Genomic DNA, 24,874 nt, shown 5'->3' with positions numbered 1-24,874 from the left:
GTGCCCCCACCCGGGCCATCAGGCCCAGGGGGACTACCGCTGGGGGATGTCGATGCCGGCGCGCCCTTTGGCTCGCTCACCGCCCTGGGCTCGTTGGAACGGGGGGCGGCCGCACTCATCGCAACCGCCTTCCCGCCGCCGTTCGCCGGGAGACGTGCCGGGCGTCGACGCCCGACAGCCCGCGTACGGCGACGTACGCCTTCTCCCGTCCCGGCAGGGAGACACGGCCGCGCAGGACGGCTTCCGGATCGCGCGAGATACGGTCGAGCAGCCGCCGGTAGATGCCCGCCATGGCGGCGACGCAGGCGCCGCTGCGCCGGTCGAGCAGGGGCAGCAGCTGGAAGCCCTCCGCGAACAGGGTGCGGGCGCGGCGGACCTCGAACTGGATGAGCCCGGTGAAGTCCGAGCCGGCCGGGGGCTGGGAGGTGTGGAAGCCCGCCGAGCAGCCGAACTTGGCGAGGTCGTCGGCGGGCAGATAGGTGCGGCCGCTCGCGGCGTCCTCGCGGAGGTCCCTGAGGATGTTGGTGAGTTGAAGGGCGAGGCCCAGCGTGTCGGCGTACTCGGGGGCGCGTTCAGCGTCGCACGCGCCGGGCCCCGCGGGGGTCACCGTGCCGAACACGCCGAGCGACAGCCGGCCGATGGCGCCCGCGACGCACCGGCAGTAGACCTTGAGGTCGTCCCAGGTCTCGTACGTCTCGTTGCGGACGTCCATGAGCACACCGTCGATGAGTTCATCGAGGGCGCCCAGGGGGATGGGGAAGCGCTGGGCGGCGTGTGCGAGGGCGACGGCCACGGGGTCGGTGTCGTCGGCGTCGATCCTCCCGTCGCGGATGCGGCCGAGCAGGGAGCGGGTGTCGTCCAGGCGGGCACGCTTGGCGTCGGCGTCCAGGGGCCCGTCGCCGATGTCGTCGACTCGGCGCGAGAAGGCGTACAGCGCCGACATCGCCTGCCGCTTCTCGGTCGGCAGGAGCCTGATGCCGTATGCGAAGTTGCGGGCCTGCTGTCCGGTCACGGTCTCGCAGTAGCTGTACGCAGCCAGCACCGGCGCAGCGGCGTGCAGGGTTCCGTCCACGGTCCGGATCACCCCTCTTTCCGCAGTGTCGCCGCCACCTCGCGCAGCAGGCCGAGGGTGGTGGGCTTGGGTGGTCCGGGGAGTACGTCGGGTCCCGCGGCGGCGACCGTCCGCAGTGCCGCCCGCCCGCCGGCCACGAATCCGGCGAGGAGCAGCCTGAGCCTGCCGCGCACGCTGCCCACCAGCGCGGAGCCTTCGTCGAGCAGCCGGTGGGCGCGTTTTGCCTCGTACGCCACCAGGGCGCGCACCTGTGCGCCCGCGGTCGGCGCGGCCAGGTCGGCCTCGCCGACGCCGAAGCGCTTCATGTCGTCCGCGGGCAGATAGATGCGGTCGCGCCCCAGGTCCTCGGCGATGTCCTGGAGATGTTCGACGATCTGCAGGGCGGTGCAGATGGCGTCGGACCAGCGCACGCGTTCGGGGGTGGTGGTACCGGTGATACCGAGGACGAGCCGGCCGACGGGGTTGGCAGACAGCTCGCAGTAGGCGACCAGATCGTCGAACGTGGCGTAACGGCGCACCCGCTGGTCCTGCCGGTTGGCCTCGATGAGCCCCAGGAACGGCTCGGGGGTGAGCTTGCGGCGGCGTACCGTCGGCTGGAGATTCCGCAGCAGCGGGTGCCGGGGGACGGACTCGAAGACGCGGTGCAGATCGGCTTCGAACGCATCGAGCAGGGCGAGCGGGTCGTCGGCCTGCTCGCGGGCGAGGCCGAGCAGCTCCGCGTCGGTGCCGCCCGGGGCGAGGTCGCCGTCGCCGATGTCGTCGACGAGGCGGGCGTAGCCGTAGACGGCCATGAGGTCGGTGCGCCAGGAGCGGGGCAGAAAGAAAGGGGCGACGGGGAAGTTCTCGTGTGTGGACTTGTCCAGCACGGCGCGCGTATGCGCGTCGGCCATGTCCCACGACCGGCTGCCCGGCCGCGTGCGCTCATTCTCCACGGTCACCGGAGGTGACCGGGCGTGCAAACGTCGCCGGTCACCCGGCTCGGGACCGGGTGACGGGTTCCGTTGGGAACGCTGGAGATGAGCCGTGTGGACATTGCCGTCACATCTCCCGTTCTACACCGTTTGTACAGGCGCGGACCGCGCAGACACGCCACACCACCGCGTTAGGGCCCGGGTACCGGTTCGCCCGAATTGGGGACAAAGGCTCACTCCGTCATCGGCCACACAGGTCTGCTACAGCTTACGTGGAGGCCTGGGTTCGGCTGACCGGGCATGGCCCCGCCCGCTCCCTCGGAAAGGAGCGGGCGGGGCCCAACGCTGCGCCCCCGGCTACTTGCCGGTCTCCTTCTCGTAGGCCTTGAGCACCTCGTCGGTCGGCCCGTCCATACGGAGCTTGCCGCTTTCCAGCCACAGCACCCGCTCACAGGTGTCGCGGATGGACTTGTTGTTGTGGCTGACCAGGAAGACCGTGCCGGCCTCCTTGCGCAGCTCCCGGATGCGCTCCTCGGACCGCTTCTGGAACTTGCGGTCACCGGTGGCCAGCGCCTCGTCGATCATCAGCACATCGTGGTCCTTGGCCGCGGCGATGGAGAACCGCAGCCGGGCCGCCATACCGGAGGAGTACGTGCGCATCGGCAGCGAGATGAAGTCGCCCTTCTCGTTGATGCCGGAGAAGTCGACGATCTCCTGGTAGCGGGTGCGGATGTCCTCGCGCGACATGCCCATGGCAAGCCCGCCGAGTATCACGTTCCGCTCGCCGGTGAGATCGTTCATCAGCGCGGCGTTGACGCCCAGCAGCGAGGGCTGTCCGTTGGTGTAGACCTTGCCGCGCTCGGCCGGGAGCAGCCCGGCGATGGCGCGCAGCAGCGTGGACTTGCCGGAGCCGTTCGAGCCGATCAGGCCGATCGCCTCGCCGCGGTAGGCGACGAAGGACACGCCCTTCACGGCGTGCACCTCGCGCATGCCGGCCGGGCGCTTGCGGCCGATGATCCTGCTCAGCGCGGCGGTGGCGCTGCCCTTGCCGCGGGCTCCGCCGTTGACGCGGTAGACGATGTGCAGCTCGTCAGCGATGACGGTGGGGATACGTGCCTCCTGGGCACCGTTGTGCTCAGCCACGGCCGTACTGCTCCTCCGCCTTCCAGAAGTACACGAAACCGCCGATGCCGAGGAGGAGGGCCCAGGTCACAGCGGCCGCCCAGACGTGCGGCGGCAGGTTGACGGCGCCATACCCGTCGATGAGGGCGAACCGGATCAGGTCCATGTAGACCGCGACCGGGTTCCACTGGAGCACGTCGGCGACCCAGTCCGGCTGGTCCGAGAGCATCTTCGGGATGCTGAACATCACGCCCGACGCGTACATCCAGGTGCGCAGGACGAAGGGCATCAGCTGCGCGAGGTCCGGGGTCTTCGCTCCCAGCCGGGCCATGATCAGCGCGAGGCCGGTGTTGAAGATGAACTGGAGCGCCAGCGCGGGGATGGCCAGGAGCCAGGACAGCGCGGGGAAGCTGCCGAAGCTCACCGCCACGAGCACCAGCACGATCATCGAGAACATCAGCTGCTGGAGCTGCTGCAGCGAGAAGGAGATCGGCAGGGAGGCCCGGGGAAAGTGCAGGGCCCGGACGATCCCGAGGTTTCCGGAGATCGCACGGACACCGGCCAGCACCGAGTTCTGGGTGAAGGTGAAGACGAACACGCCCGTCACCAGGAACGGGATGTAGATCTCCTTCGGCATCCCGCGGCTGGCCTTCAGGATCAGGCCGAAGATCAGGAAGTACACCAGGGCGTTGAGCAGCGGCGTCGCCACCTGCCACAGCTGCCCCAGCTTCGCCTGGGTGTACTGCGCGGTCAGCTTGGCCGAGGCGAAGGCGGTGATGAAATGTCGCCTGCCCCACAGCTGGCGCACATACTCAACCAGGCCAGGCCGTGCACCGCTCACAGACAGCCCGTGTCTGGCAGCCAGCTCGGCCAGGGGCAGTCCGTCGTCGGGCGACGTACCGGGCGGGGTGCTCACCGCGACCCCGCCATCGTGCGTTGTCTCACTCACCAGATGAAACTTTCGTCCTCAACATTGCGCAGCCAGGTCGGGCGCAGGCCGGAGCCAGGTCCCGTATACGGATACGCCCGATGTTTTCAGACCCGAGCTTGTCAGATGACAGGAGGTCGGCCCAGCCGGGTCATGCGCCAGACCGTACGCCACTTCATGGGGCGGCGGGGACCGCACGGACTGGTCCAACCTTCCTTGAATCCTCCGAGCCAGGCCCTCAGTGCCGGGCGGGAGGGGCGGCGAGCCAAGGTGAGGAGCAGCCATACGCCCAGGTAGACGGGCACAAGCAGGGCCGGGAGGTTGCGCCGGGCGAGCCAGACGCGGTTCCGGGCGACCATGCGGTGATAGACCGCATGCCGGCTGGGGGCAGTGGTCGGGTGGTGCAGCACCATGTCCGCGCGGTAGTCGATCAGCCACCCCGCGTCCAGGGCCCGCCAGGCGAGGTCGGTCTCCTCATGGGCGTAGAAGAAGTCGTCCGGCAGGGCGCCGACCTGCTGGAAGACGGCGGTGCGGACCGCGTTCGCACCACCGAGGAAGGTGGTCACGCGGGAGGAGCGCATCGGATCGGAGGCGCGCAGCCGCGGCACATGGCGGCGCTGGGTGACTCCGGTGTCGGGGTCGGCGATCCGGAAGGTGATGATGCCGAGCCTCGGGTCGGCGGCGAAGGCCTTGCGGCACAGCTCGGCGGTGTCGGTGTTCGGCAGCAGCCCGTCGTCGTCGAGGAAAAGCAGGATGTCGACGTCGCGGCCGCCGGGGCCGAAGGCCTCTATCCCGACATTCCGGCCGGCGGGGATGCCCACGTTCTCGGACAGCTCCACGGTCCGTACGCCGTCGGGCAGCTCGGGCAGCGGCGAGCCGTTGCCGACGACCACCACCTCGACCCGATCGCCGTCCTGCTTGGCGACCGAGTCGAGCAGCGCACGCAGCTCCTCGGGGCGGTTTCCCATCGTGAGGACAACCGCCCCGACCTTCAGCTGTGAGCCGCTCCTCATCGCAGCCTGCTCGAGGCGAGGATGCTGACGAGGTGCAGCACGGTCTGCAGCACCGCGATCGCGGCCAGCAGGACGACCGCGGCCCGGGTGAACACCAGATCGCCGTGGAAGAAGTCCGCGACGGCCGCGGCCAGGATGACCAGCGACGCCTCGACCCCGCCCACCAGGCGGTGGAACTTCAGCGCCGCCGCGGCCTTACGGGCGAGCGCCAGGCCGGAGGAGCGGGGCACCGACGCCTCGTCCTTGACGGCCGGGAGGCCGCTGCGGGACCGGGCGACGTCGACCAGGTCGGTCTCGGCCTTGATCAGGATCGCCCCGAGCGCCGCGAGCGTCCCCAGGAACGCCCACTGGTACTGGACGGAGCGGAAGACGTCCGCCGCGCGCAGGCCGAAGCCGACCAGCAGCGCGGCCTCGCTGAGGTAGTGCCCGATGCGGTCCAGGTAGACGCCGGTGATCGAGGTCTGCTTCCGCCAGCGCGCCAGCTCGCCGTCCACGCAGTCCAGCAGCAGATACACCTGGATCAGCAGGGCACCGAGGATCGCCCCGGCCAGGCCGGGCACCAGCAGCGCCGCGCCGGCCGCGACACCGGCGACGATCATCAGGCCGGTGTACTGGTTGGGAGTGATCCGGGTGTGCAGCAGGAGCCGGGTGCATCGCAGCGAGATCTCCCGCATGTAGATGCGCCCGGCCCAGTGCTCACCGCTGCGCCGGTCCTTCAGCCCCGAGGGGTGGACGACCGGACGGAGTTCAGCTAGTGACGGTTTTGGCATAGTCGGCGTAAGCGTCCCTGATCGCGTCGGTGTCCAGGTCCAAGTGCTCCAGGATGGTGTAGCGCCCGGGGCGGGTCTGCGGCGCGTACTCCACCGCCTTGACGAACTCGTCCTCGTTGAAGCCGATCTCCTGTGGCGTGACCGGCAGGCCGTGCCGCCGCAGCACCTCGACCATCAGCGCGGACTCCTCGGCCGCTCCGCGCAGATGCATCGCGAAGGCGGCGCCGAGGCCGACCTGCTCGCCGTGCAGCGCGGAGCGCTTGGGGTAGAGCAGGTCGAAGGCGTGGCTGATCTCGTGGCAGGCGCCGGAGGACGGACGGGTGTGCCCGGCGATCGACATCGCGATGCCGGAGAGCACCAGGCCCTCGGACAGCACGGTGAGGAAGTCGTCGTCGCCGCAGCCGCCCGGGTGCCGGAGCACCGACTCACCGGCCGTACGGGCCATGGCGGCGGCCAGGCCGTCGATCGGCTCCCCGGTCTCGCGGTGGGACAGCTCCCAGTCCGCGATCGCGGAGATGTTGGAGACCGCGTCACCGATGCCGGAGCGGACGAAGCGGACCGGGGCCTCGCGGATCACATCGAGGTCGATGACCAGCGCGATCGGGGTCGGGACACCGTACGAGCCGCGGCCCGCGTCGTTGTCCAGGATCGACACCGGCGAGCAGATGCCGTCGTGCGACAGGTTCGTCGCGACGGCGACCATCGGCAGGCCGATCCGCGCCGCGGCGTACTTCGCGGCGTCGATGACCTTGCCACCGCCCAGGCCCACGACCGCGTCGTAGTGCCCGGACTTCATGGCGTCGGCCAGCTTGATCGCGCCGTCGATGGTGCCGTCGGCGAGCGGGAACCAGTCCGCGCCGGGCAGCACCGGCGCCAGCCGGTCGCGCAGCGCGGCACCGGAGCCGCCGCTGATCGCGACGGCGAGCTTGCCGGAGCTGGAGATCCGCTGGTCGGCCAGCAGGCCCGCCAGATCGTCCAGCGCGCCGGCGTTGATGTCGACGCTGACGGGGGACGGGATGAGGCGGGTCAGTACTGGCACGCGATCTCCCTGCCCTTGGCGAGGTCGTCGTGGTTGTCGATCTCAACCCAGCGGACATCGCCGATGGAGGCAGTGTCGATCTTGAAGCCGCGGTTGACGAGCTCCTGGTAACCGTCCTCGTAGTAGAGGTCGGGGTCGCGCTCGAAGGTGGTCTTCAGCGCGTCGGCGAGGTCGGCGGCGGCCTCGCGCTCGATCAGGGTGATGCCGATGTACTCGCCGCTCGCGTCGGCCGGGTCCATCAGCTTGGTGATCTTCTGAACGCCCTTGGCCGGGTCGACGATGACCTTCATCTCCTCGTCCGCGAGCTTCTTCACGGTGTCGAGGGCGAGGATGATCTTCTGGCCGTTGCCGCGGGCGGCGAGCAGGGTCTTCTCGACCGAGACCGGGTGCACGGTGTCGCCGTTGGCGAGGATCACGCCGTCGCTCTGCGCGAGGACGTCACGGGCGCACCACAGGGAGTAGGCGTTGTTCCACTCCTCGGCCTTGTCGTTGTCGATCAGGGTGAGCGTGAGGCCGTACTTCTGCTCCAGGGCCTCCTTGCGCTCGTACACGGCCTCCTTGCGGTAGCCGACGACGATCGCGACCTCGGTCAGGCCTACCTCGGCGAAGTTGCCGAGGGTGAGGTCGAGGACGGTGGTGGCCCCCTCGTCCTTTTCAGGGCCCACCGGCACCAGAGCCTTGGGCAGGGTGTCGGTGTAGGGGCGCAGACGCCGTCCGGCGCCGGCTGCCAGCACGAGGCCGATCATGCGGGTTCTCCTGTTTCGTCGTGTACTGCGGGTGCTCCGGAGGAGACCCAGAAGCGGATGCTCTCGACGAGCACCCCCAGCGCGAGGACGGCAGCGAGCACCGTCAGCGCGATGGTGAAACCTGTGCCGGGCAGCAGAGCGGCCGCGACGGTGACCGCCAGCGTCCGGCCTTCCTGTCCGCCGATCGCCCGCACCAGCCAGTGCGGGGGCGCGCCGGAACCGCCACGGATGCGGTACACCGTGTCGTAGTGATGGTAGGCGACGGCGGCCACCAGCCCGTAAGCGGCCGGCAAGGCTCCGTTCACCTCCGAGCGGGCGGCGAGGACCAGAATGATGGTGTATTCGGCGGTACGAAAGAGGGGCGGTACGAGCCAGTCGAGCGCGCCCTTGAGGGGGCGGGCGACGGCGAGGCCCGAGCAGGCCGCGTAGCCGAAGGCCGCCAGAACGGGCCACGGGCTGCCGAAGGGGGCGAGGGTCGCGGTGACGATCGCCACGGCAGCGCCGAGCAGGGCGGCGGCAGGGGCGGCGAAGGCGGGAAGCCTGCGGGCCGGGTTCTTCAGCGCCGCGGCGAAGCCTTCGGCGAGGGGGCCGGAGTCGGCGAGGTCGGCAAGGGCCTTGGCGGCGCGGTCGGTCCGGCTCGCTGGGAGCACCCCCAGCGGTAGTCCACCTGGGCCTGGCGGCCCGGGTGGTGCCCCCTGGCGGAGGGTCAGGGACCTCAGCAGCCGGCCGGCGGTGGTGTAGCAGGCGGCGAGCGCACCGCCGATCAGCAGGGCGTAAAACACAATGCGGGGCGTGGTCACGGCCGTCAGGACCGCGATCATCGCCCATCGCTCGCCAATGGGCAAGACTATCATCCGGCGCGCCCAGACCGTCCAGCCGACGCTGTCGAGCCGGTCGGAGAGGGCGGCGGTGGGGCTGCTGGTGTTCCCGGTCGCGTCGTGGTTCGCCTCGTTGAAGGAGAAGTCGACAACGTGGCGGCAGGTCTGGAGGACCATCGCGGCGAGGGCCAGGGCCCATACGTCATCCCCTCCCCCACTGCCGCTCGCGGCGGCTGCACCGATCGCGAGACCGGCGTAGTACGCGTACTCCTTCGCCCGGTCGAAGGTGGCGTCGAGCCAGGCGCCGAGCGTGGAGTACTGCAGCGAGTAGCGGGCGAGCTGCCCGTCGGTGCAGTCGAGGACGAACGACGCGATGAGCAGCACTCCGGCGGCGATGAAGCCGGGCCGGGTGCCGGTCGCCGCACAGCCGGCCGCGATCAGCGCGGTGAGCAGGGAGGCGGTGGTGACCTGGTTCGGGGTCAGTCCGCGGCGGGCGCACCAGCGGGCGAGGTAGCGGCTGTACGGGCTGATGCAGAAGGTGGTGAAGAAGCCGTCGCGGGCCTTCACGGCGCCCCGCAGCCGTACCTGCTCGTCGTCGACTGCGGCGACGGCGCCCCGCAGCCGGGCCTGCTCGGCCTCGTCGGCGGCCACCTCGGCGACGAGCACGCCGAGCTCGGGGCGGTGCACGGGGACGCCTGCGGCTTGCAGAGCGCAGACGACGGCGTCGGGCAGTGTGGCGGGCGCGTACTCCACGGATTGCGCCGTCGTGGCGGAGGGCGCTGCCGCCGTCGTGGCCGGGCCCGGTGAAGCGGCTGCCCGCCGGTGTTCGTCCGCTGTGCCGGTCCGTCCCTCCCCCAAGGACTTCGTCATGGGGGTGCCGGGCATTGCCGCCTCGGCCGCCGCCAGGGCACGCGCCAGTGCGGGGCGCGCCTCCGGCTGGGCGGTGACGGCGCCGGGGATCGCGGAGGCGGGGAAGCGGGGGTCGGTCAGGGCCAGCCGCAGAGCGTGCCGGTGCGCCACCAGGCGCGGGTCGACCAGTGCGACGCGCTCGGTCACCGGAAGACCTGCGACCAGCGCCGCCAGGTCGCCGTCTGCGGCGCCCACCACGTCGAAGCCCAGCGCCCGCAGGTCGCCCTCGAGCTGCGCGCCGGCGACCGGCGGACCGGTGAGGATTGCGGTCGACAGACGAACTCACTCCTTGGAAGCTGGCGTGGCCGCGCCGGGACACCTTCGGTCCCCGGGCAGCGGTCGTGGCACACCACGGAACCGGGCCGGGGGCTGCGGCACGTCGGCAGAGGCTATCGGATCCTCGGAAGAACCGTTCATCGCCCGTTTACGACCCGATAAGGCCGCAGGGGTTGCGGGAGATGCCCGAAGAAGATCCGGCGGCGGCCATCATGGTCGATAGGGCGGCCGAGGACAAACGCCGCCGCGCAGGGAGCCGCGGAGCAGCCCCGGGGCGCCCCGGCGGCTAGGCTGCCGGACATGACGTGGCTGATCACCGGCGGAGCCGGTTACATCGGAGCACACGTGGCGCGCGCCATGGCGGAGTCCGGCGAGACGGTCGTCGTGCTGGACGACCTGTCGACGGGCCTCGCCGAGCGGCTGCCCAGCAGGGTGCCCCTGGCCAAGGGCAGCACGCTCGACCGCGAGCTGCTGGACCGCACGATGGCCGAGCACCAGGTCACGGGAGTGGTACATCTCGCAGCCAAGAAGCAGGTCGGGGAGTCCGTCGAGCAGCCGCTGCACTACTACCGCGAGAACGTGCACGGCCTGACCGTGCTGCTGGATGCCGTCGTCGCGGCCGGGGTGAAGAGCTTCCTCTTCTCCTCCTCCGCCGCGGTCTACGGCATGCCCGATGTGGATCTTGTCACCGAGGCCACCCCGTGCCTGCCGATGAATCCGTACGGCGAGACCAAGCTGGCGGGCGAGTGGCTGGTACGGGCCGCCGGGCGCGCCCACGGGATCTCGACCGCCTGTCTGCGCTACTTCAACGTGGCGGGTGCGGCGAGCCCCGAGCTGGCCGATATCGGGGTGTTCAACATCATCCCGATGTTCTTCGACGCGCTGACCCGCGGCGAATCCCCGTTGATCTTCGGCGACGACTATCCGACCCCCGACGGCACCTGCATCCGCGACTACATCCATGTCGAGGACCTGGCCGGGGCGCATCTCGCCGCGGCCCGCAGGCTGGCCGCCCAGGACGGGGCGGGCGATCTGACGGTGAACATCGGCACTGGCCACGGAGTGTCCGTCCGTGAGATGGCCGAGCTGGTCGCCGGCGTCACAGGCCGCACCGAGCCGGCCGCGAAGGTCGTCGGCCGCAGGGCCGGAGACCCGGCACGGGTGGTCGCCTCCGCCGAGCTGGCCCGGGCGGAGCTGGGCTGGTCCGCCCGGTACGACGTACGCGAGATGGTCGAGTCGGCGTGGGCGGGCTGGTGCCTGCGGCACCCTCAGGCACGTTCCCACTGACCGGGAGCGGATCTTACGGAGCCACAAACCCGCTGGTCAGGGCAATGACAATGGTGTTCAGTGCCGTGTTGCCCGATCTTCCCCACCCGTAGTTCACTGAAGATCCGCAAGCCAGAACGGGAGGCGGCCGGCATGGGGTCAGGGCACGACCACTCACACGCGCACGGCCTGCCGAAGGGCCTCCCGGGCACCGCGGCGGCCGGGTACCGGGGACGGTTGCGGATCGCGCTGTCCCTCACCCTCGCCGTGCTGCTTGCGGAGATCGCCGGTGGGATCCTCACCGGATCGCTCGCGCTGCTCGCCGACGCCGGGCACATGGCGACGGACGCCGTCGGCATCACCATGACACTGCTGGCCATCCACTTCGCGAGCCGGCCGCCGAGCGAGCGCCGTACGTTCGGCTTCGCCCGCGCCGAGATCCTCGCCGCGGTCGCGAACTGCCTGCTGTTGTTCGGCGTGGGCGGCTTCATCCTCTACGAGGCCGTGCAGCGGCTGATCACCCCGCCCGAGGTGCACGGCCAGCTGACCATCGCCTTCGGTGTGGCCGGCCTGGTCGCGAACGTGCTGTCACTGGCCGTGCTGATGAGCGGCCAGAAGGAGAGCCTCAACGTCCGCGGGGCGTTCCTGGAGGTGATGGCCGACGCACTGGGCTCGCTGGCCGTCATCGTCTCGGCCGGGATCGTCACGGCCACGGGCTGGACCCGGGCGGACCCGATCGCCTCGCTGGTCATCGGCGTGATGATCGCGCCCCGCACCTGGAAGCTGCTGCGGGAGGCGCTGGACGTGCTGCTGGAGGCCGCGCCGAAGGATGTGAACATGGCCGAGGTCAGGTCGCACATCCTCGGGCTGCCCGGGGTCGAGGACGTGCATGACCTCCATGTGTGGACCATCACCTCCGGGCTGCCCGTACTCGCCGCCCATGTGGTGGTCAACCAGGAGGCACTGGAGACGGTGGGGCACGAGAAGATGCTGCACGATCTGCAGGGCTGCCTCGGGGAGCACTTCGACGTCGAGCACTGCACCTTCCAGCTGGAGCCGGTGGGGCATGCCGAGCACGAGGTCAAGCTCTGTCACTGACGCGGCTGACATGCCGGGGCACACGGTGCGGGTACGCCCCTTTCGTACGGCAGACTTGGGGCTCGTAGCCCAAATGAAGGATGGCCATGCCGACCACACCAGCCACCTCGGCGGACACCTCGCCGGACCCCACCGCAGCGCCGATCATGCTCGAGCTGGTCGACGAGAGCGGTGAGACGATCGGCACCGCGGAGAAACTGTCCGCCCATCTGCCTCCCGGCCGGCTGCACCGGGCGTTCTCGGTCTTCCTTTTCGACTCCTCCGGCCGGCTGCTGCTGCAGCAGCGGGCGGCGGGGAAGTACCACTCCCCCGGTGTGTGGTCGAACACCTGTTGCGGCCACCCGTACCCGGGCGAGGCTCCCTTCGCCGCCGCCGTCCGGCGTACGGCCGAGGAGCTGGGCGTCTCCCCGTGGCTGCTGCGTGAGGCGGGTACGGTCCGCTACAACCACCCCGACCCGGCCTCCGGGCTGGTGGAGCAGGAGTACAACCACCTGTTCGTGGGTCTGGTGCGTCAGCAGCCGGATCCGGATCCGGCGGAGGTCGGCGACGTGGTCTTCGCCGGCGCGGAGGAGCTGTCGGAGCTGCACGCCCGGCGGCCGTTCTCGGCGTGGTTCATGACGGTGCTGGACGCGGCCCGGCCCGCGATCCGGGACCTCACCGGCCCATCGGCGGGCTGGTAGGGCCCGCCAGTGGCAGGGCTGCCCAGATGACCTTGCCGCCGGTCACCGTGTGTTCGACGTCGCACATGCCGCCCGCCTCGGCGGTGATGGTCTTCACCAGCAGCAGCCCGCGGCCGCCGGTCTGGCCCTGGTCCGCCTCCAGGGCCTTCGGCCGGTAGGGGTGGTTGTCCTCGACCCCGACCCGCACCCAGTCCCGGCCGACGGACACCACGACGGCGATCTCCGGTGAGAGCAGGGCGGCGTGGCGTACGGCGTTGGTGACGAGTTCGGACAGGATCAGCAGCAGCCCGTGGACCACGTCGTCGTGGATGGGCACACGCTGATTCCGCAGCAGGTCCCGGACCGCGTGCCGGGCCTGCGGGACGGACGAGTCCAGCGCCAGTGCGGTGAAGCGCCAGACGCCCTCGTACGGCGCGGGGGCGGTGAGCGGCGCGTTGACCACAGGGGTGGTGGACATAGCTCGTCCCGCGTCGGGTGGGACGATCCCCCGGCTGTCCATGTCCAGCACCTACTCTCGGCTCCGCACGACGATCCCCGCAGACCGTCGCCGCACCGGTGGCGCCCGCGTACCGGTACGGCGACCGAGTCCGCCTCACAGAGAGTGTTGGGAATGCTGCGGTCTGTCCCGGTCAGCTGCCCGGAAGTCGACGGTTATCGATGGGTACTGACCGAATGCGTATGACAGCGTCAGTTGTGAGACCGCTCCTGTCCGCCTCACTGTGCATTCAGGGAACGTTTCTCCTCCATCAGCTCTCCGACGATCCGGCGGCCGCCGATGCCGACCGCGATCAGGCCGAGTCCGTCGAACAGCAGTGACAGGGAGAAGAAGGTACCCAGCACATAGCGGCTGCTCTCGGGCCATTCGGCGAGCACGAGGATGCCCAGCAGCAGCGCGAGCACGCCCTGCAGCAGCGTCCAGCCGGCCTGCGGACCGCGCACCACGAAGCTGCCGACGATACGGAACAACCCGGCGGTGAGGAAGAGCAGCGCGGCGAACATCGTCAGCCCGATGGCAGCGATCTCCGGGTGGATGATGACGATCACGCCCGCCGCGATGTTGAGGGCGGCGACGACCAGCCCCAGCCAGAAGAAGCTCGACCCGCGTGACTGCACGGCGTGCGCCAGTCCCATCACGCCGCAGATCAGCAGCAGCCAGCCGAAGAGCAGCATCGAGGTCAGCGTCGCCACACCGACGTAGATCAGGCCCACCAGCCCACCGATGACAAGAATCGCGCCGAGTACCACGAGCAGTACGAAGCTCCGGCGCATCCGGGCCTCGGGAGTCTCGGCAGCCGCACGGCCCCCGGAAGGAGTGCGCTTGCGCATGACCGCCTCCTCGAATCGCCTGATCTGATCGTAAATACGGTTACTGGCCGCTGCCACCGAGACCGCGCCTCGGCCGCCCTGACCGGCCCCGATAGCATCCGCGGCATGGCGCACCCGACATCCGCCGAGGAGACCCCAGCCGAGGGTCTTGTGCTGGAGATCTCCGACGGCATCGCGACCGTCACCATCCACCACCCCGCCAAGCGCAACGCCATGACGACCGGCATGTGGCGCGAGCTGCCCGAGCTGCTGGAGCGGCTGGCGGACGACAGGGACGTACGGGTGCTCGTCCTCACCGGCTCCGGGAACACCTTCTGCGCCGGCGCCGACATCAGCACACTGCGGGCGTCGGCGGGCGAGTCGCAGGGCCTCGCGGTGGCCGCCGAGGAGGCGCTGGCCGCCTTTCCCCGGCCGACGCTCGCCGCGATCCGCGGCTACTGCGTGGGCGGCGGCTGCCAGCTCGCCGCTGCCTGCGATCTGCGATTCGCGGCCGAGGGCTCCTTCTTCGGGATCACCCCGGCGAAGCTCGGCATCGTCTATCCCGCCTCCTCCACCCGGCGGCTGACGGAGTTGGTCGGCCCGGCGACGGCCAAGTACCTGCTGTTCTCTGCGGAGTTGATCGACGGGGAGCGGGCGCTGCGGACGGGGCTGGTGGACGAGCTGCTTCCGGCGGACGAGCTGGGCAAGCGCGTCCCGGAGTTCGCGCGCGTCCTGGCGTCCCGGTCGCTGCTCACGCAGGCGGCGGCCAAGGAGTTCACGAACGGGCCCGTGGGCCCGGAGCGGGAGGCGCACTGGGCGGAGCAGGCACGTGACAGCGGCGACACCGCGGAGGGTGTCGCCGCCTTCCTTGAGCGCCGCACGCCGCGCTTCACCTGGAGGGGCTGAGTGCTGTCGCCGGCGGCTACACCGCGGCCGCGGTGGCCGCAGGTGCGTTCCCGGCGGACCTCTTCGAGAACGGCTGACCGGCGGTCCCCCGGTTTGCGGCAGGCGTGCGCGGCAACCCGAGGCCGCGTACACCTACCGCCCATGATCGCAACAGGAGGTCATGATGCTGCGCGCCATCGCTGACGTGCTCCACGCCATCGGTTCGGCCATCGCCACTGTGGTGACGCTCCCCTTCCGGGTCCTGGCCCGGCTCTTCGGCGGCGCCTCCGACACCGCCCGCTCGGGCCGCAGGCCCCGCCACCACAGCCACGCCTGAGTCAGCTTGTCGCTCTCGCCTGCCACAATGCAGGCTCAAGCTCATGCGAGAAGGCGGAACGGGATCGTGACGACGTCGATTGAGGGCAGGATCGCCGAGGAACTCGGCGTAGGGGAACGGCAGGTGAAGGCGGCTGTCGAGCTGCTCGACGGCGGGTCCACCGTGCCGTTCATCGCGCGCTACCGCAAGGAAGCGACCGGGATGCTCGACGATGCGCAGCTGCGGACGGTCGAGGAGCGGCTGCGGTATCTGCGCGAGTTGGAGGAGCGGCGTACGGCGATCCTGGAGTCGGTCCGTGCGCAGGGCAAACTGGACGAAGCGCTCGAAGCGCAGATTCTGGCCGCGGACTCCAAGGCCCGGCTGGAGGACATCTATCTGCCGTTCAAGCCCAAGCGCCGCACCAAGGCACAGATCGCGCGCGAGGCGGGTCTGGAGCCGCTGGCCGAGGGGCTGCTGGCCGATCCGTCGGTCGAGCCGTCGGCCGCGGCGGCCGCGTTCGTGGATACGGAGAAGGGCGTCGCGGACGCCGCCGCCGCGCTGGAGGGTGCGCGCGCGATCCTCACCGAGCGGTTCAGCGAGGACGCCGACCTGATCGGCGAGCTGCGTGAGCGCATGTGGGCCAAGGGACAGCTGGTCTCCAAGGTCCGCGAAGGCAAGGAGGAGGCCGGCGCGAAGTTCTCCGACTACTTCGACTTCGCCGAACCGTTCACCCAACTGCCCTCGCACCGGGTGCTGGCGATGTTCCGGGGCGAGAAGGAGGAGGTTCTCGACCTGGTCCTGGAGCCGGGCGAGGAGTCCGGTGACCCGGCGGGCCCGACCTCGTACGAGCAGTCCGTCGCCCGCCACTTCGGGATCGCCGACCGCGGGCGTCCGGCGGACAAGTGGCTGGCGGACACCGTGCGCTGGGCCTGGCGCACCCGCATCCTCGTCCACCTCGGGATCGACCTGCGACTGCGACTGCGTCAGGCCGCCGAGGACGAGGCGGTACGGGTCTTCGCCGCGAACCTGCGCGATCTGCTGCTCGCGGCTCCCGCGGGCACCCGCGCCACCATGGGCCTGGACCCCGGCTTCCGTACGGGCGTGAAGGTGGCGGTCGTCGACGCCACCGGAAAGGTCGCGGCGACGGACACCATCTACCCGCATGTGCCGCAGCAGAAGTGGGACGAGTCGCTGGCGAAACTGGCGCGCCTCGCGCGCGAGCACAGCGTCGACCTGATCGCCATCGGCAACGGCACGGCGTCCCGCGAGACCGACAAGCTCGCCGCGGAACTGTGCGCTGGGCACCCGGAGTTGAAGCTGACGAAGGTGATGGTCTCGGAGGCCGGCGCGTCGGTGTACTCCGCTTCCGCCTTCGCCTCCCAGGAGCTGCCGGGCCTGGACGTCTCGCTGCGCGGCGCGGTGTCGATCGCGCGGCGCCTGCAGGACCCGCTCGCCGAGCTGGTGAAGATCGACCCGAAGTCGATCGGCGTCGGCCAGTACCAGCACGATGTGTCCGAGGTGAAGCTGTCGCGCTCCCTTGACGCGGTGGTCGAGGACTGCGTCAACGGTGTGGGCGTCGACGTCAACACCGCCTCTGCTCCGCTGCTCAGCCGGGTCTCGGGCATCGGCGCGGGCCTCGCGGAGAACATCGTGGCCCACCGCGACGCCAATGGACCGTTCCGGTCCCGCAAGGCGCTCAAGGACGTACCGCGGCTCGGCCCGAAGGCGTACGAGCAGTGTGCGGGCTTCCTGCGCATCCGCGGCGGCGAGGACCCGCTGGACGCCTCCAGCGTGCACCCGGAGGCGTATCCGGTGGTGCGCCGGATCGTCTCCGCGGCAGGCAGCGATGTGCCGTCGCTGATCGGCAACACGGCGGTGCTGCGGCGGCTGAAGCCCGCTGACTTCGTGGACGAGTCCTTCGGTCTGCCGACCGTCACCGACATCCTCAAGGAGCTGGAGAAGCCCGGGCGCGACCCGCGGCCTGCCTTCAAGACGGCGACGTTCAAGGAGGGCGTGGAGAAGATCGGTGACCTCGCGCCCGGGATGATCCTGGAGGGCGTGGTGACCAATGTCGCGGCCTTCGGGGCGTTCGTGGACATCGGCGTCCATCAGGACGGTCTGGTGCATGTCTCGGCGATGTCGAAAACCTTCGTCAAGGACCCGCGGGATGTGGTGAAGCCGGGCGACATCGTGCGGGTGAAGGTTCTGGATGTGGACATTCCGCGCAAGCGGATCTCGCTGACGCTGCGGCTGGACGACGAGGCGCGTGCGCCGTCGTCCGGCGGGGGCGGCGGGCGGGAGCGCGGCGCGGGCGGCGGACGGGCCCCGCAGCAGCGCCAGGGCCGCGGCGGCGGGCGCGGCGGTTCCGGCCGCCCAGGCCGCTCGCGCGAGGCCGCACCGGCGAACGGTGCGATGGCGGACGCGCTGCGCCGGGCGGGCCTTCTGGACCCGGGCAGCCGCTGACGAGCGGCCGACTGGACGGCGGCGGAGCGGCTACGGACGCTCCGCCGCCCTCTGTTGTACGCGTCCGGTCCGACCTCCGGCTTCGTGTGGCCGACTCCCGCCGGGGCCGGGGGCGTCACCGAGCCGAGGTCCGCCCATCGGGCCGACCCCGTCCCTGCTGCATCCGTGGCGCTCTTACGGCCAGGTGCACCCCAAGGTCAGGAATCGAGACCGCTTCGCGCGGCGCGTTGTCCGCATTCGTCCGCTGCCGCCAGAGACAGCTCTCGATACGTCTCCAGATTGGCGCGGCTTATCTCCGAGAGTGGCGCCGGCAGGCTGTCCCAGCGGAACCATCCGATGCCGCTGCATTTGGCGGGCTCGCGGATTGTCGGCGTTCCGGAGACGAGCCGGGCAAGGAAGGTCGCCGCGACCCAGTGCTGGCTTTCCCGCGGGAGGATGTGATCGAAGGCCCCCAAGAATCCGGTCACCTTGATCCGGATGCCGTACTCCTCCAGAAACTCACGGCATACCGCGTCCTGCAGCCGCTCGCCGAACTCGACCGAGCCTCCTGGGAACTCCCAGGCGCCTCCCTCGTTCTTCGCCCCATCCCCGCGCTGGGCCAGAAATACCCGTCCGGTGTCGTCGAAGACGATCGCACCGACGCCCACTCCGATGAAGTCGCGCCCGGGAACACCAATGGCTTCGCCCATGGGCGGCATCAGCTCACTTGATCGCAGGAAGAATGAACATGCAGGAGTACGCCCACATGAAGATCGTAGACGTCGCGATGAACGCCATGATGTACGTCTCGTACCACCGGAAGAAGTTGCCCCCTTGCGGTCGCCGCCGGAACCCCGGATGGACCGCGCGGTCGGTGAGTTCGCACTCCTCCTCCCGGTAGTCAAGCCAGGAGAGTATGCCGATGAAGATGAGTAACTCCGTGAAGACAGCCACGACGGTTTCGAGGGACAGCAGGCCGACGATGCCCGCACGCGCCACGGTAGGCGCCACTCCCCACCGCCGGTAGCCGACGAACAGGCCCAGCGCGGCTCCAACCGCGGTCGTGGCGAGCGCCTGGTAGATGGCCAGGAACTTGTAGACGTTCTCGTTGACGGCGTGGATCTGCTGCAGGATGTACTTGTACCGCTCCAGCGAGAATTCCTGGACCGCTCGGTGAAGCCGGTCATCCTCGGCCGACCGCTCGATCTCATCGCTCGGCAGTCGCTGCCCGGTCTGTTCTGCCATCTTGTTCCACTCTCAGCCGTTTTGCAGGACATGAACTGATGGTCCGTGGGCGACCACTGGCGGAGGCGTCATGACCTGCCTGACACACCGTCGGGCACGGCGAGAATCTTCACCATGGTGTCGGAGTCCGAGCCCGACTCCACCGTGGTGAAGCCCTCCTGACGGTAGAGATTAATGGCGGAATTGGCCCGCTCCACGCTCAGCGAAATCCTGTCGAAGCCCACGTCCGACGCCTGCCGAGCTGCCTCCCGCAGCAGCGCACGCCCTACGCCCTTGCCCCTCCAGGACGTGACCACAGCCAGCGACAGCTCCGGCACGTCCGGGGCGACGAAGCCATAGCCGGGGTCACCGGGGCTGAACAGGCGCAGCCACGCGGCCCCGATCGGTCGCTCGTCGGACCTGACCGCTGCCACCCCAAGATCTCCCGGACGTGGCCAGTCTTCGATGTAGTGCGCGATTCTCCGATCCGCAAAGATCTGTTCACGGCTGACAGCTTTCCGGCCGGGGTGCCAGTTCACCGCCTCCGTCAGCATGTCCATCAGGAACTCCGCATCCTGACGTGTCGCCACCCGCAGCACAAAGCTCTCATCGCTCATCCGGAACACCTTGAACTACGTCCCTCGGACCGGACAGGCACCCAGCGGCGGCAGCCGGCCGGCACCGCGGACGGATGCGACGGACAGCCATCCAGCCTCCGGGCCGCCGTCCGTGCCGGGCCCGGCAAGATCTCACCAGGACGGGCCTCCCTGGCTGCCCGCGAACGGGACCGGTCGGAAGGTCCGCGGGTCACGCACGCCGTGCAGGGGGCGCTCCCCCGGCCGGACGGCGGTGCGCGGTACGTCGGCGGTGGCGCGTACGAAAGCCCTGGCGCCGCCGACGAGCGGCAACCGGGCCGAGGTACGGGCCAGGTCAAGGGTGAGCTTCGGGGTGCTGCCCGGCGGTTCGATGAACCCGGCGTCGGTGCCACCCACGATCAGAGCCAGCCGGTGCCCGGCCGGTACGACGTGGTCGCTCGCATGCAGATCCAGCGTGATGGTGTAGGGCTGACCGGGCGTCAGTGGGCGGCCGGTGCGGTCGGAGGCGTAGTTGCCGAGGTCGGCCCAGCCACGGCTGAAGATCGTGTACTCCACGTTCGCCGTCTTGGCCTTCGTCTCCTTGAAGCAGGCGCTGTCACCGGCGGTGCTGCTGCCCCAGCAGGTGCGCTCGGTGAGCGTGCTGATGCCCTCGCCGGCGGCCGCGTAGTCGCGGATGGTGGCCGGACCGATGTCGACCAGGACGGCGGACAGATGCGCGCTGGAGGTGGACGGGGTGGCGGTGACGGTGACCCGGCCCGATCCGGACAGTCGCAGATCCCTGCGCAGCGGCCCGGTGGTGAAGCCCGCCTTCGCCGGGGTGGCTTCATCGATGTGGGCGGCCCAGTCGGTCTCGCTCAGCGTCGGGTCGTCGGTGAAGGACTCGGCGGTGCCGGGCCGGGCGGGCGTGAGGCCCAGGGTGCCGACACCGGGCGTGTCGCCGCTACGCGGCCGCAGGGCGGTCGTACGGGTGCCCTCGGCGGGCCAGATACGGTCGCTGGACCACCGGTCGGGGGCGCGTTCGATGTCGGCCATCGGCTCGCGCTCGATGCCGTTGTCGTAACCCAGCAGATAGTGGTCGAACCAGCGGTGCAGGGTCGTCACCCACTGCGCGCGGCGGAAGTCGAACGGGTCGACGTGCCCGGTCTGGGAGAGCCAGATCTTGCGCTGTACGCCCTGGCCGGCGAGAGCCTTCCACCACTGGCCCACGTGCTTGGCGCGGACGTTGAGGTCCTGCATGCCGTGCACCGCGAACACGCTGGCCCGTACCCGGCTCACGTCCGGTATGTAGTCGCGCTCGCTCCACAGCGGGGTCCAGTCGCCGCTGCGCGGGGCGCCGTCCACGAGCTTCTGCTGTACGGCGGCGCAGCGGGCGCGTGCCGCGGGGCTCTCCACGTAGTCCGACAGCCACTCGGGGCCGCCGTCGTAGAGCGGGGCGCCCTTGGCGAAGTAGTAGTCGTACCAGGAGCTGATCGCGCCGATCGGCACGATGGTCTTCAGGCCCTTGACGCCGGTGGCGGCAACGCCGTTGGCGATGGTCCCGTCGTAACTCTTGCCGATCATCCCGACAGCTCCGCTGGCCCAGCCGGCGCGCACCGGCTTGCCGCCGCTGCGGGCGTCGTAGCCGCGGGCGCGGCCGTTGAGCCAGTCGACGGCGGCCTTCGCGGACTGGATGTCGGAGCGGCCGCCGACGTCGACGCAGCCGTCGGAGCGGTTGGTGCCGGCGAGGTCGACCAGGACCGTCGCATAGCCGCGCGGGACGAAGTAGTTGTCGTAGAACAGCGGGAACTGGACGGGGGTGCCGCCGGCGTCGTAGGTCTTCTTCTGGCTCTCGTTGCCGCGCCCGCAGCAGGCGTAGTACGGACTGGCGTCCATGATGACCGGGATCCGGCGGCCCTGCTGTGCGGGTTCCCGCGGCCGGACGATGTCGACGGCGACCCGGTCGGTCCTGCCGTCCGCGTCGCCGTCGGTGCCTGTGTCCACCCATACGGATTCGCGGATCGCGTGGTCGTAGGAGTAGCGGGGCCTGCTCTCCGCGGGTGCGGCGGTGCGTGCGCCGGCCGGTGGGGCGAGCAGGGTCATCAGGGCGGCGCAGACGGCCGCCAGTACGAGGGGTCTCCACGGGGTGCGGGGTCTCCGCGCGCGTATCGCCACCGGCCGGACGCTACACGGGTCAACTAGCGTGCAAAAGAGCGCCTGTTGTGGGCCATTCCAGCGAAATGTCGATCACGTGACAGCGGTGAGTGTGGACATGGTTGGGGACGGAGATGCGCATTATGCTCCAAGCGCTCCTTCTTCCCGACCAGTTGGAGGATCTGTGCACCGCAAACTCCTGGCGCCGAGCGCGCTCGCCGCCTGCCTGCTGCTGGCGATCCCGGCCTCGGCGGCTGACACCGCGCCCGGCGCCCCGGGTATCGGCGATCCCTACTACCCGGATTACGGCAACGGGGGTTACGACGTCACCCACTATGACCTGCGGCTGAAGTACCAGCCGGCGAACGACCGCCTCGAAGGCACCGCGACCCTGCTCGCCACCACCACGCAGGCGCTGTCCCGCTTCAACCTCGACTTCGCGCTCGATGTCAGCGAGATCCGGGTGAACGGTGCGAAGGCGAAGTTCGCCACGTCCGGGGCCCACGAACTGGAGGTCACCCCGGCCGCAGCGCTGGAGAAGGGCCGGCCGATCGCCGTGGTGGTGCGCTACTCCGGCACCCCGTCCCAGGTGAAGGTGGACGGCTACACAGCCTGGCTGCGCACCCTGGACGGCGGCATCGCGGCGGGCGAGCCGGAGGCCGCGTGGTGGTGGTTCCCGAGCAACGACCATCCGCTGGACAAGGCAACGTACGACATCTCCGTCGCCGTCCCCGACGGCACGCAGGCCATCAGCAACGGCGTACTGACCTCGCAGACCTCGCAGCGCGGCTGGACGCGGTACAACTGGCGGTCCGCCAAGCCGCAGGCCACCTATCTCGCCACCCTCGCCGTCGGCAAGTTCGACGTCACCACCGGTACGACCGCGAACGGCCTGCCCGTCGTCAACGCCTACAGCAAGGACCTGGGGGACAACGCGGGCGCGGCGCGGGCGAGTGTGGAGCGGACCACCGAGGTCGCCGAGTGGCTGTCCGACGTCTTCGGCCCGTACCCGTTCACCGCGCTCGGCGGCTACGTGCCAGGCGTCCCCACCCGCTATGCGCTGGAGACCCAGACCCGGCCGTTCTACAGCCCGCGGCAGTTCGCCCGTGGCTCGAACGTCTCCGTCGTCGTCCATGAGCTGGCCCACCAGTGGTACGGCGACAGCGTCTCGGTCAAGGGCTGGAAGGACATCTGGCTCAACGAGGGCTTCGCCAGCTACGCGCAGTGGCTGTGGTCGGAGAAGGAGGGCGAGGGCACCGCGCAGGAACTCGCCGACTACGTCTACGCACAGCACCCGGCCGACGACCCGTTCTGGACGGTGAAGCCCGGCGACCCGGGTCCGCAGCACCAGTTCGACATCGCCATCTACGACCGCGGCGCGCTGGCCCTCCAGGCGCTGCGCGACAAGATCGGCGACAAGGACTTCTTCGCGATCCTCAAGGGGTGGCCGACCGAGCACCGGTACGGCAACGCCGACATCGCGGAGTTCGTCCGGTACGCGGAGAAGGTCTCCGGCAAGCCGCTGGCGGACCTCTTCCAGACCTGGCTCTACACGGCCGAGAAGCCTGCCGCCCCCGCCTCCCCGGCCACGACCGCCAAGGCCACCATCGGCGCGCAGCACGCCCCGCCCCAGCCCACGTCGTGGAAGCAGATCAGCGCGACGCACACCATCCACGAGCACGGCGACCACCACTGACGGACGGTCGCTCCAGGGCCCGTCGCGCCGCACGGCGCGGCGGGCCCGCGCTATTCGATACCGCGAAGGCATTGACATGGGCCCGCTACTGCTGGGAAATAAACGAACTGTTTAAGCCATGCCCGCGCTGCCGTCCCAGCCGCTACCCCCGGGAGTGCCCATGTCCCTGCTCTCCTCATTGCGTCTGCGCCTCGGCGGCGCGCAGCACGCGGATGCCCACCCCGTCGACGAGGTGCTGCCACCCGGCCGGCTCGCGGCCTTCGGTCTGCAGCACGTACTGGCCATGTACGCGGGCGCGGTCGCCGTCCCGCTGATCGTCGGCGGCGCCCTGAAGCTCTCGCCCGCCGACCTGGCCTATCTGATCAACGCGGATCTGCTGGTCTGCGGTATCGCCACTCTCATCCAGTGCGTGGGCGTGTGGCGGTTCGGCGTACGGCTGCCGATCATGCAGGGCTGTACGTTCGCCGCGGTGTCGCCGATGGTGCTCATCGGCACCAAGGGCGGTGGGCTGCCGGCGATCTACGGCGCCGTCATCGTGTCCGGACTGGCGATGATGCTGCTGGCACCCGCCTTCGGGAAGCTGCTCAGGTTCTTTCCGCCGCTGGTGACGGGGACCGTGATCGCGATCATCGGGCTCTCGCTGCTGCCCGTGGCCGGAGGCTGGGTGGCCGGCGGAGTGGGCTCCCCGCACTACGGTGCGCCCCGGAACATCGCGCTGGCCGCGGTCGTCCTGGTGCTGGTGCTGGCCATCCAGCGGTTCGGGCCGCCCCTGCTGAGCAGGGTGGCGGTGCTGGTCGGGATCGTGGCGGGCACGATCATCGCGATCCCCTTCGGCATGACCGACTTCTCCGGGCTCGGTAAGGCGTCCTGGGCCGGGATCAGCACGCCGTTCCACTTCGGGGCACCGTCGTTCGAGGCCGCGGCGATCGTCTCCATGCTTGTAGTGATGCTGGTATCGATGACGGAGACCACGGGCGACTTCATCGCGGTGGGAGAGATGACCGGGCGCAAGGCCGATCCGCAGCGCGTCGCGGACGGGCTGCGGGCCGACGGGCTGTCGACGGCGCTGGGCGGGGTGTTCAACACCTTCCCGTACACGGCGTTCGCCCAGAACGTCGGGCTGGTGGGAATGACGCGCGTCTCCAGCCGCTGGGTGACCGCCGTCGCCGGCGGAATCCTGGTGGTGCTGGGGCTGCTGCCGAAGCTGGGCGCGCTGGTGGCCGCGATTCCGGCGCCGGTGCTCGGCGGTGCGGGGCTGGTGATGTTCGGGACGGTGGCGGCGAGCGGGCTGCGCACGCTGGCGTCGGTGGAGTTCAACGGGAACGGCAATGCGACCGTCGTCGCGGTGTCCTTCGCGGTGGGGCTGCTGCCGGTGGGTGTCCCGGATGTGTACGACGCGTTCCCGGCCTGGTTCCAGACGGTGATGCACAGCGGGATCAGTGCGGGCTGTCTGACGGCGATCGCGCTCAATCTGCTGTTCAACCACCTGCCGGGGCGGCGAGGCGAAGCGGCCGTGGAATCGGCGGACGCCGACGGCGGCGCGGAGGCGTCCGCGTCAGCCGGCGACGGCGCGGTCCCCGCGCAGCGCGCGGACGACGCACCGCGGCGAGAGACGTCAACCGCTGACTAGTG

At 70.2% G+C, this 24,874-nt stretch carries 23 protein-coding genes; 8 read left to right on the top strand and 15 right to left on the bottom strand.

From position 1 onward, the window contains the following. Positions 1–115 precede the first annotated feature (115 nt). From hpnD to ACY34J_RS25655, 9 genes are all read right to left on the bottom strand, one after another. Positions 116–1,084 (bottom strand): presqualene diphosphate synthase HpnD, encoded by a 969-nt coding sequence (hpnD, locus tag ACY34J_RS25695; protein ID WP_462728984.1) that lies wholly within the window; start codon positions 1,082–1,084, stop codon positions 116–118. After that, positions 1,081–1,938: a squalene synthase HpnC gene (hpnC, locus tag ACY34J_RS25690; protein ID WP_462729004.1), complete on the bottom strand. Its 858-nt coding sequence runs from the start codon at positions 1,936–1,938 to the stop codon at positions 1,081–1,083. Before hpnC ends, hpnD begins: the two co-directional genes overlap by 4 nt. Positions 1,939–2,340: 402 nt before the next feature. After that, on the bottom strand, positions 2,341–3,126 hold the full coding sequence (locus tag ACY34J_RS25685; protein ID WP_462728985.1) for an ABC transporter ATP-binding protein: 786 nt from the start codon (positions 3,124–3,126) through the stop codon (positions 2,341–2,343). After that, positions 3,119–4,054 (bottom strand): ABC transporter permease, encoded by a 936-nt coding sequence (locus ACY34J_RS25680; RefSeq protein WP_462728986.1) that lies wholly within the window; start codon positions 4,052–4,054, stop codon positions 3,119–3,121. Before ACY34J_RS25680 ends, ACY34J_RS25685 begins: the two co-directional genes overlap by 8 nt. 101 nt (positions 4,055–4,155) lie before the next feature. Then, a complete protein-coding gene (locus ACY34J_RS25675) occupies positions 4,156–5,046 on the bottom strand; it encodes a glycosyltransferase family 2 protein (protein ID WP_462728987.1) in 891 nt (296 codons plus the stop codon). Then, a complete protein-coding gene (locus tag ACY34J_RS25670; RefSeq protein WP_462728988.1) occupies positions 5,043–5,816 on the bottom strand; it encodes a CDP-alcohol phosphatidyltransferase family protein in 774 nt (257 codons plus the stop codon). Before ACY34J_RS25670 ends, ACY34J_RS25675 begins: the two co-directional genes overlap by 4 nt. Further along, on the bottom strand, positions 5,794–6,855 hold the full coding sequence (locus ACY34J_RS25665) for an iron-containing alcohol dehydrogenase family protein (protein ID WP_462728989.1): 1,062 nt from the start codon (positions 6,853–6,855) through the stop codon (positions 5,794–5,796). Before ACY34J_RS25665 ends, ACY34J_RS25670 begins: the two co-directional genes overlap by 23 nt. Continuing rightward, entirely contained in the window at positions 6,843–7,601 is a 759-nt protein-coding gene (locus ACY34J_RS25660; protein WP_462728990.1) for a phosphocholine cytidylyltransferase family protein, read from the bottom strand. The genes ACY34J_RS25665 and ACY34J_RS25660 overlap by 13 nt, the downstream gene beginning before the upstream one ends. After that, entirely contained in the window at positions 7,598–9,604 is a 2,007-nt protein-coding gene (locus ACY34J_RS25655) for a DUF5941 domain-containing protein (protein WP_462729005.1), read from the bottom strand. Before ACY34J_RS25655 ends, ACY34J_RS25660 begins: the two co-directional genes overlap by 4 nt. Positions 9,605–9,904: 300 nt before the next feature. Between ACY34J_RS25655 and galE the strand changes: the two genes are divergently transcribed. From galE to idi, 3 genes are all read left to right on the top strand, one after another. Continuing rightward, positions 9,905–10,891, top strand: a complete 987-nt coding sequence (gene galE / locus ACY34J_RS25650; RefSeq protein WP_462728991.1) for a UDP-glucose 4-epimerase GalE — start codon at positions 9,905–9,907, stop codon at positions 10,889–10,891. 132 nt (positions 10,892–11,023) lie between these two features. Continuing rightward, positions 11,024–11,968 carry a cation diffusion facilitator family transporter gene (locus ACY34J_RS25645; protein ID WP_462728992.1) on the top strand — a complete coding sequence of 315 codons (945 nt, stop codon included), beginning with the start codon at positions 11,024–11,026 and terminating at the stop codon, positions 11,966–11,968. A gap of 86 nt (positions 11,969–12,054) precedes the next feature. Then, complete coding sequence (gene idi / locus ACY34J_RS25640; RefSeq protein ID WP_462728993.1) at positions 12,055–12,648, top strand: isopentenyl-diphosphate Delta-isomerase; 594 nt, start codon at positions 12,055–12,057, stop codon at positions 12,646–12,648. Here the strand turns inward: idi and ACY34J_RS25635 are convergent. Further along, positions 12,623–13,105, bottom strand: a complete 483-nt coding sequence (locus tag ACY34J_RS25635) for an ATP-binding protein (protein WP_462728994.1) — start codon at positions 13,103–13,105, stop codon at positions 12,623–12,625. The genes idi and ACY34J_RS25635 overlap by 26 nt on opposite strands. A 257-nt stretch (positions 13,106–13,362) precedes the next feature. Next, positions 13,363–13,974 carry an HdeD family acid-resistance protein gene (locus ACY34J_RS25630; RefSeq protein WP_462728995.1) on the bottom strand — a complete coding sequence of 204 codons (612 nt, stop codon included), beginning with the start codon at positions 13,972–13,974 and terminating at the stop codon, positions 13,363–13,365. Positions 13,975–14,079: 105 nt separating this feature from the next. Between ACY34J_RS25630 and ACY34J_RS25625 the strand changes: the two genes are divergently transcribed. The 3 genes from ACY34J_RS25625 (at position 14,080) to ACY34J_RS25615 (ending at position 17,617) form a co-directional block, all read left to right on the top strand. Then, positions 14,080–14,859 (top strand): enoyl-CoA hydratase/isomerase family protein, encoded by a 780-nt coding sequence (locus tag ACY34J_RS25625; RefSeq protein ID WP_462728996.1) that lies wholly within the window; start codon positions 14,080–14,082, stop codon positions 14,857–14,859. 163 nt (positions 14,860–15,022) lie between these two features. Beyond that, positions 15,023–15,175, top strand: coding sequence for an LPFR motif small protein (locus ACY34J_RS25620; protein WP_462729006.1), 153 nt, complete (start codon positions 15,023–15,025; stop codon positions 15,173–15,175). Between the two features lie 66 nt (positions 15,176–15,241). Beyond that, positions 15,242–17,617, top strand: a complete 2,376-nt coding sequence (locus tag ACY34J_RS25615) for a Tex family protein (protein ID WP_462728997.1) — start codon at positions 15,242–15,244, stop codon at positions 17,615–17,617. 197 nt (positions 17,618–17,814) lie between these two features. Here the strand turns inward: ACY34J_RS25615 and ACY34J_RS25610 are convergent, their stop codons facing one another. The 4 genes from ACY34J_RS25610 to ACY34J_RS25595 form a co-directional block, all read right to left on the bottom strand. Beyond that, the gene (locus tag ACY34J_RS25610; protein WP_462728998.1) at positions 17,815–18,306 is read right to left on the bottom strand and encodes an NUDIX domain-containing protein; all 492 of its coding nucleotides are present in this window, start codon (positions 18,304–18,306) and stop codon (positions 17,815–17,817) included. Positions 18,307–18,319: 13 nt separating this feature from the next. Beyond that, positions 18,320–18,841 (bottom strand): hypothetical protein, encoded by a 522-nt coding sequence (locus ACY34J_RS25605; RefSeq protein WP_462728999.1) that lies wholly within the window; start codon positions 18,839–18,841, stop codon positions 18,320–18,322. A gap of 68 nt (positions 18,842–18,909) precedes the next feature. After that, entirely contained in the window at positions 18,910–19,437 is a 528-nt protein-coding gene (locus ACY34J_RS25600; protein ID WP_462729000.1) for an N-acetyltransferase family protein, read from the bottom strand. Positions 19,438–19,569: 132 nt separating this feature from the next. Then, a complete protein-coding gene (locus tag ACY34J_RS25595; RefSeq protein ID WP_462729007.1) occupies positions 19,570–21,495 on the bottom strand; it encodes a Xaa-Pro dipeptidyl-peptidase in 1,926 nt (641 codons plus the stop codon). Between the two features lie 235 nt (positions 21,496–21,730). Between ACY34J_RS25595 and ACY34J_RS25590 the strand changes: the two genes are divergently transcribed. Continuing rightward, positions 21,731–23,242, top strand: coding sequence for a M1 family metallopeptidase (locus ACY34J_RS25590; RefSeq protein ID WP_462729001.1), 1,512 nt, complete (start codon positions 21,731–21,733; stop codon positions 23,240–23,242). A gap of 160 nt (positions 23,243–23,402) precedes the next feature. Next, entirely contained in the window at positions 23,403–24,872 is a 1,470-nt protein-coding gene (locus ACY34J_RS25585) for a nucleobase:cation symporter-2 family protein (RefSeq protein ID WP_462729002.1), read from the top strand. The last annotated feature ends 2 nt before the right edge of the window (positions 24,873–24,874 follow it).

Source organism: Streptomyces sp. HSS9-12 (genome assembly GCF_054963655.1).
This window is presented reverse-complemented; position numbering and strand designations above follow the sequence as displayed.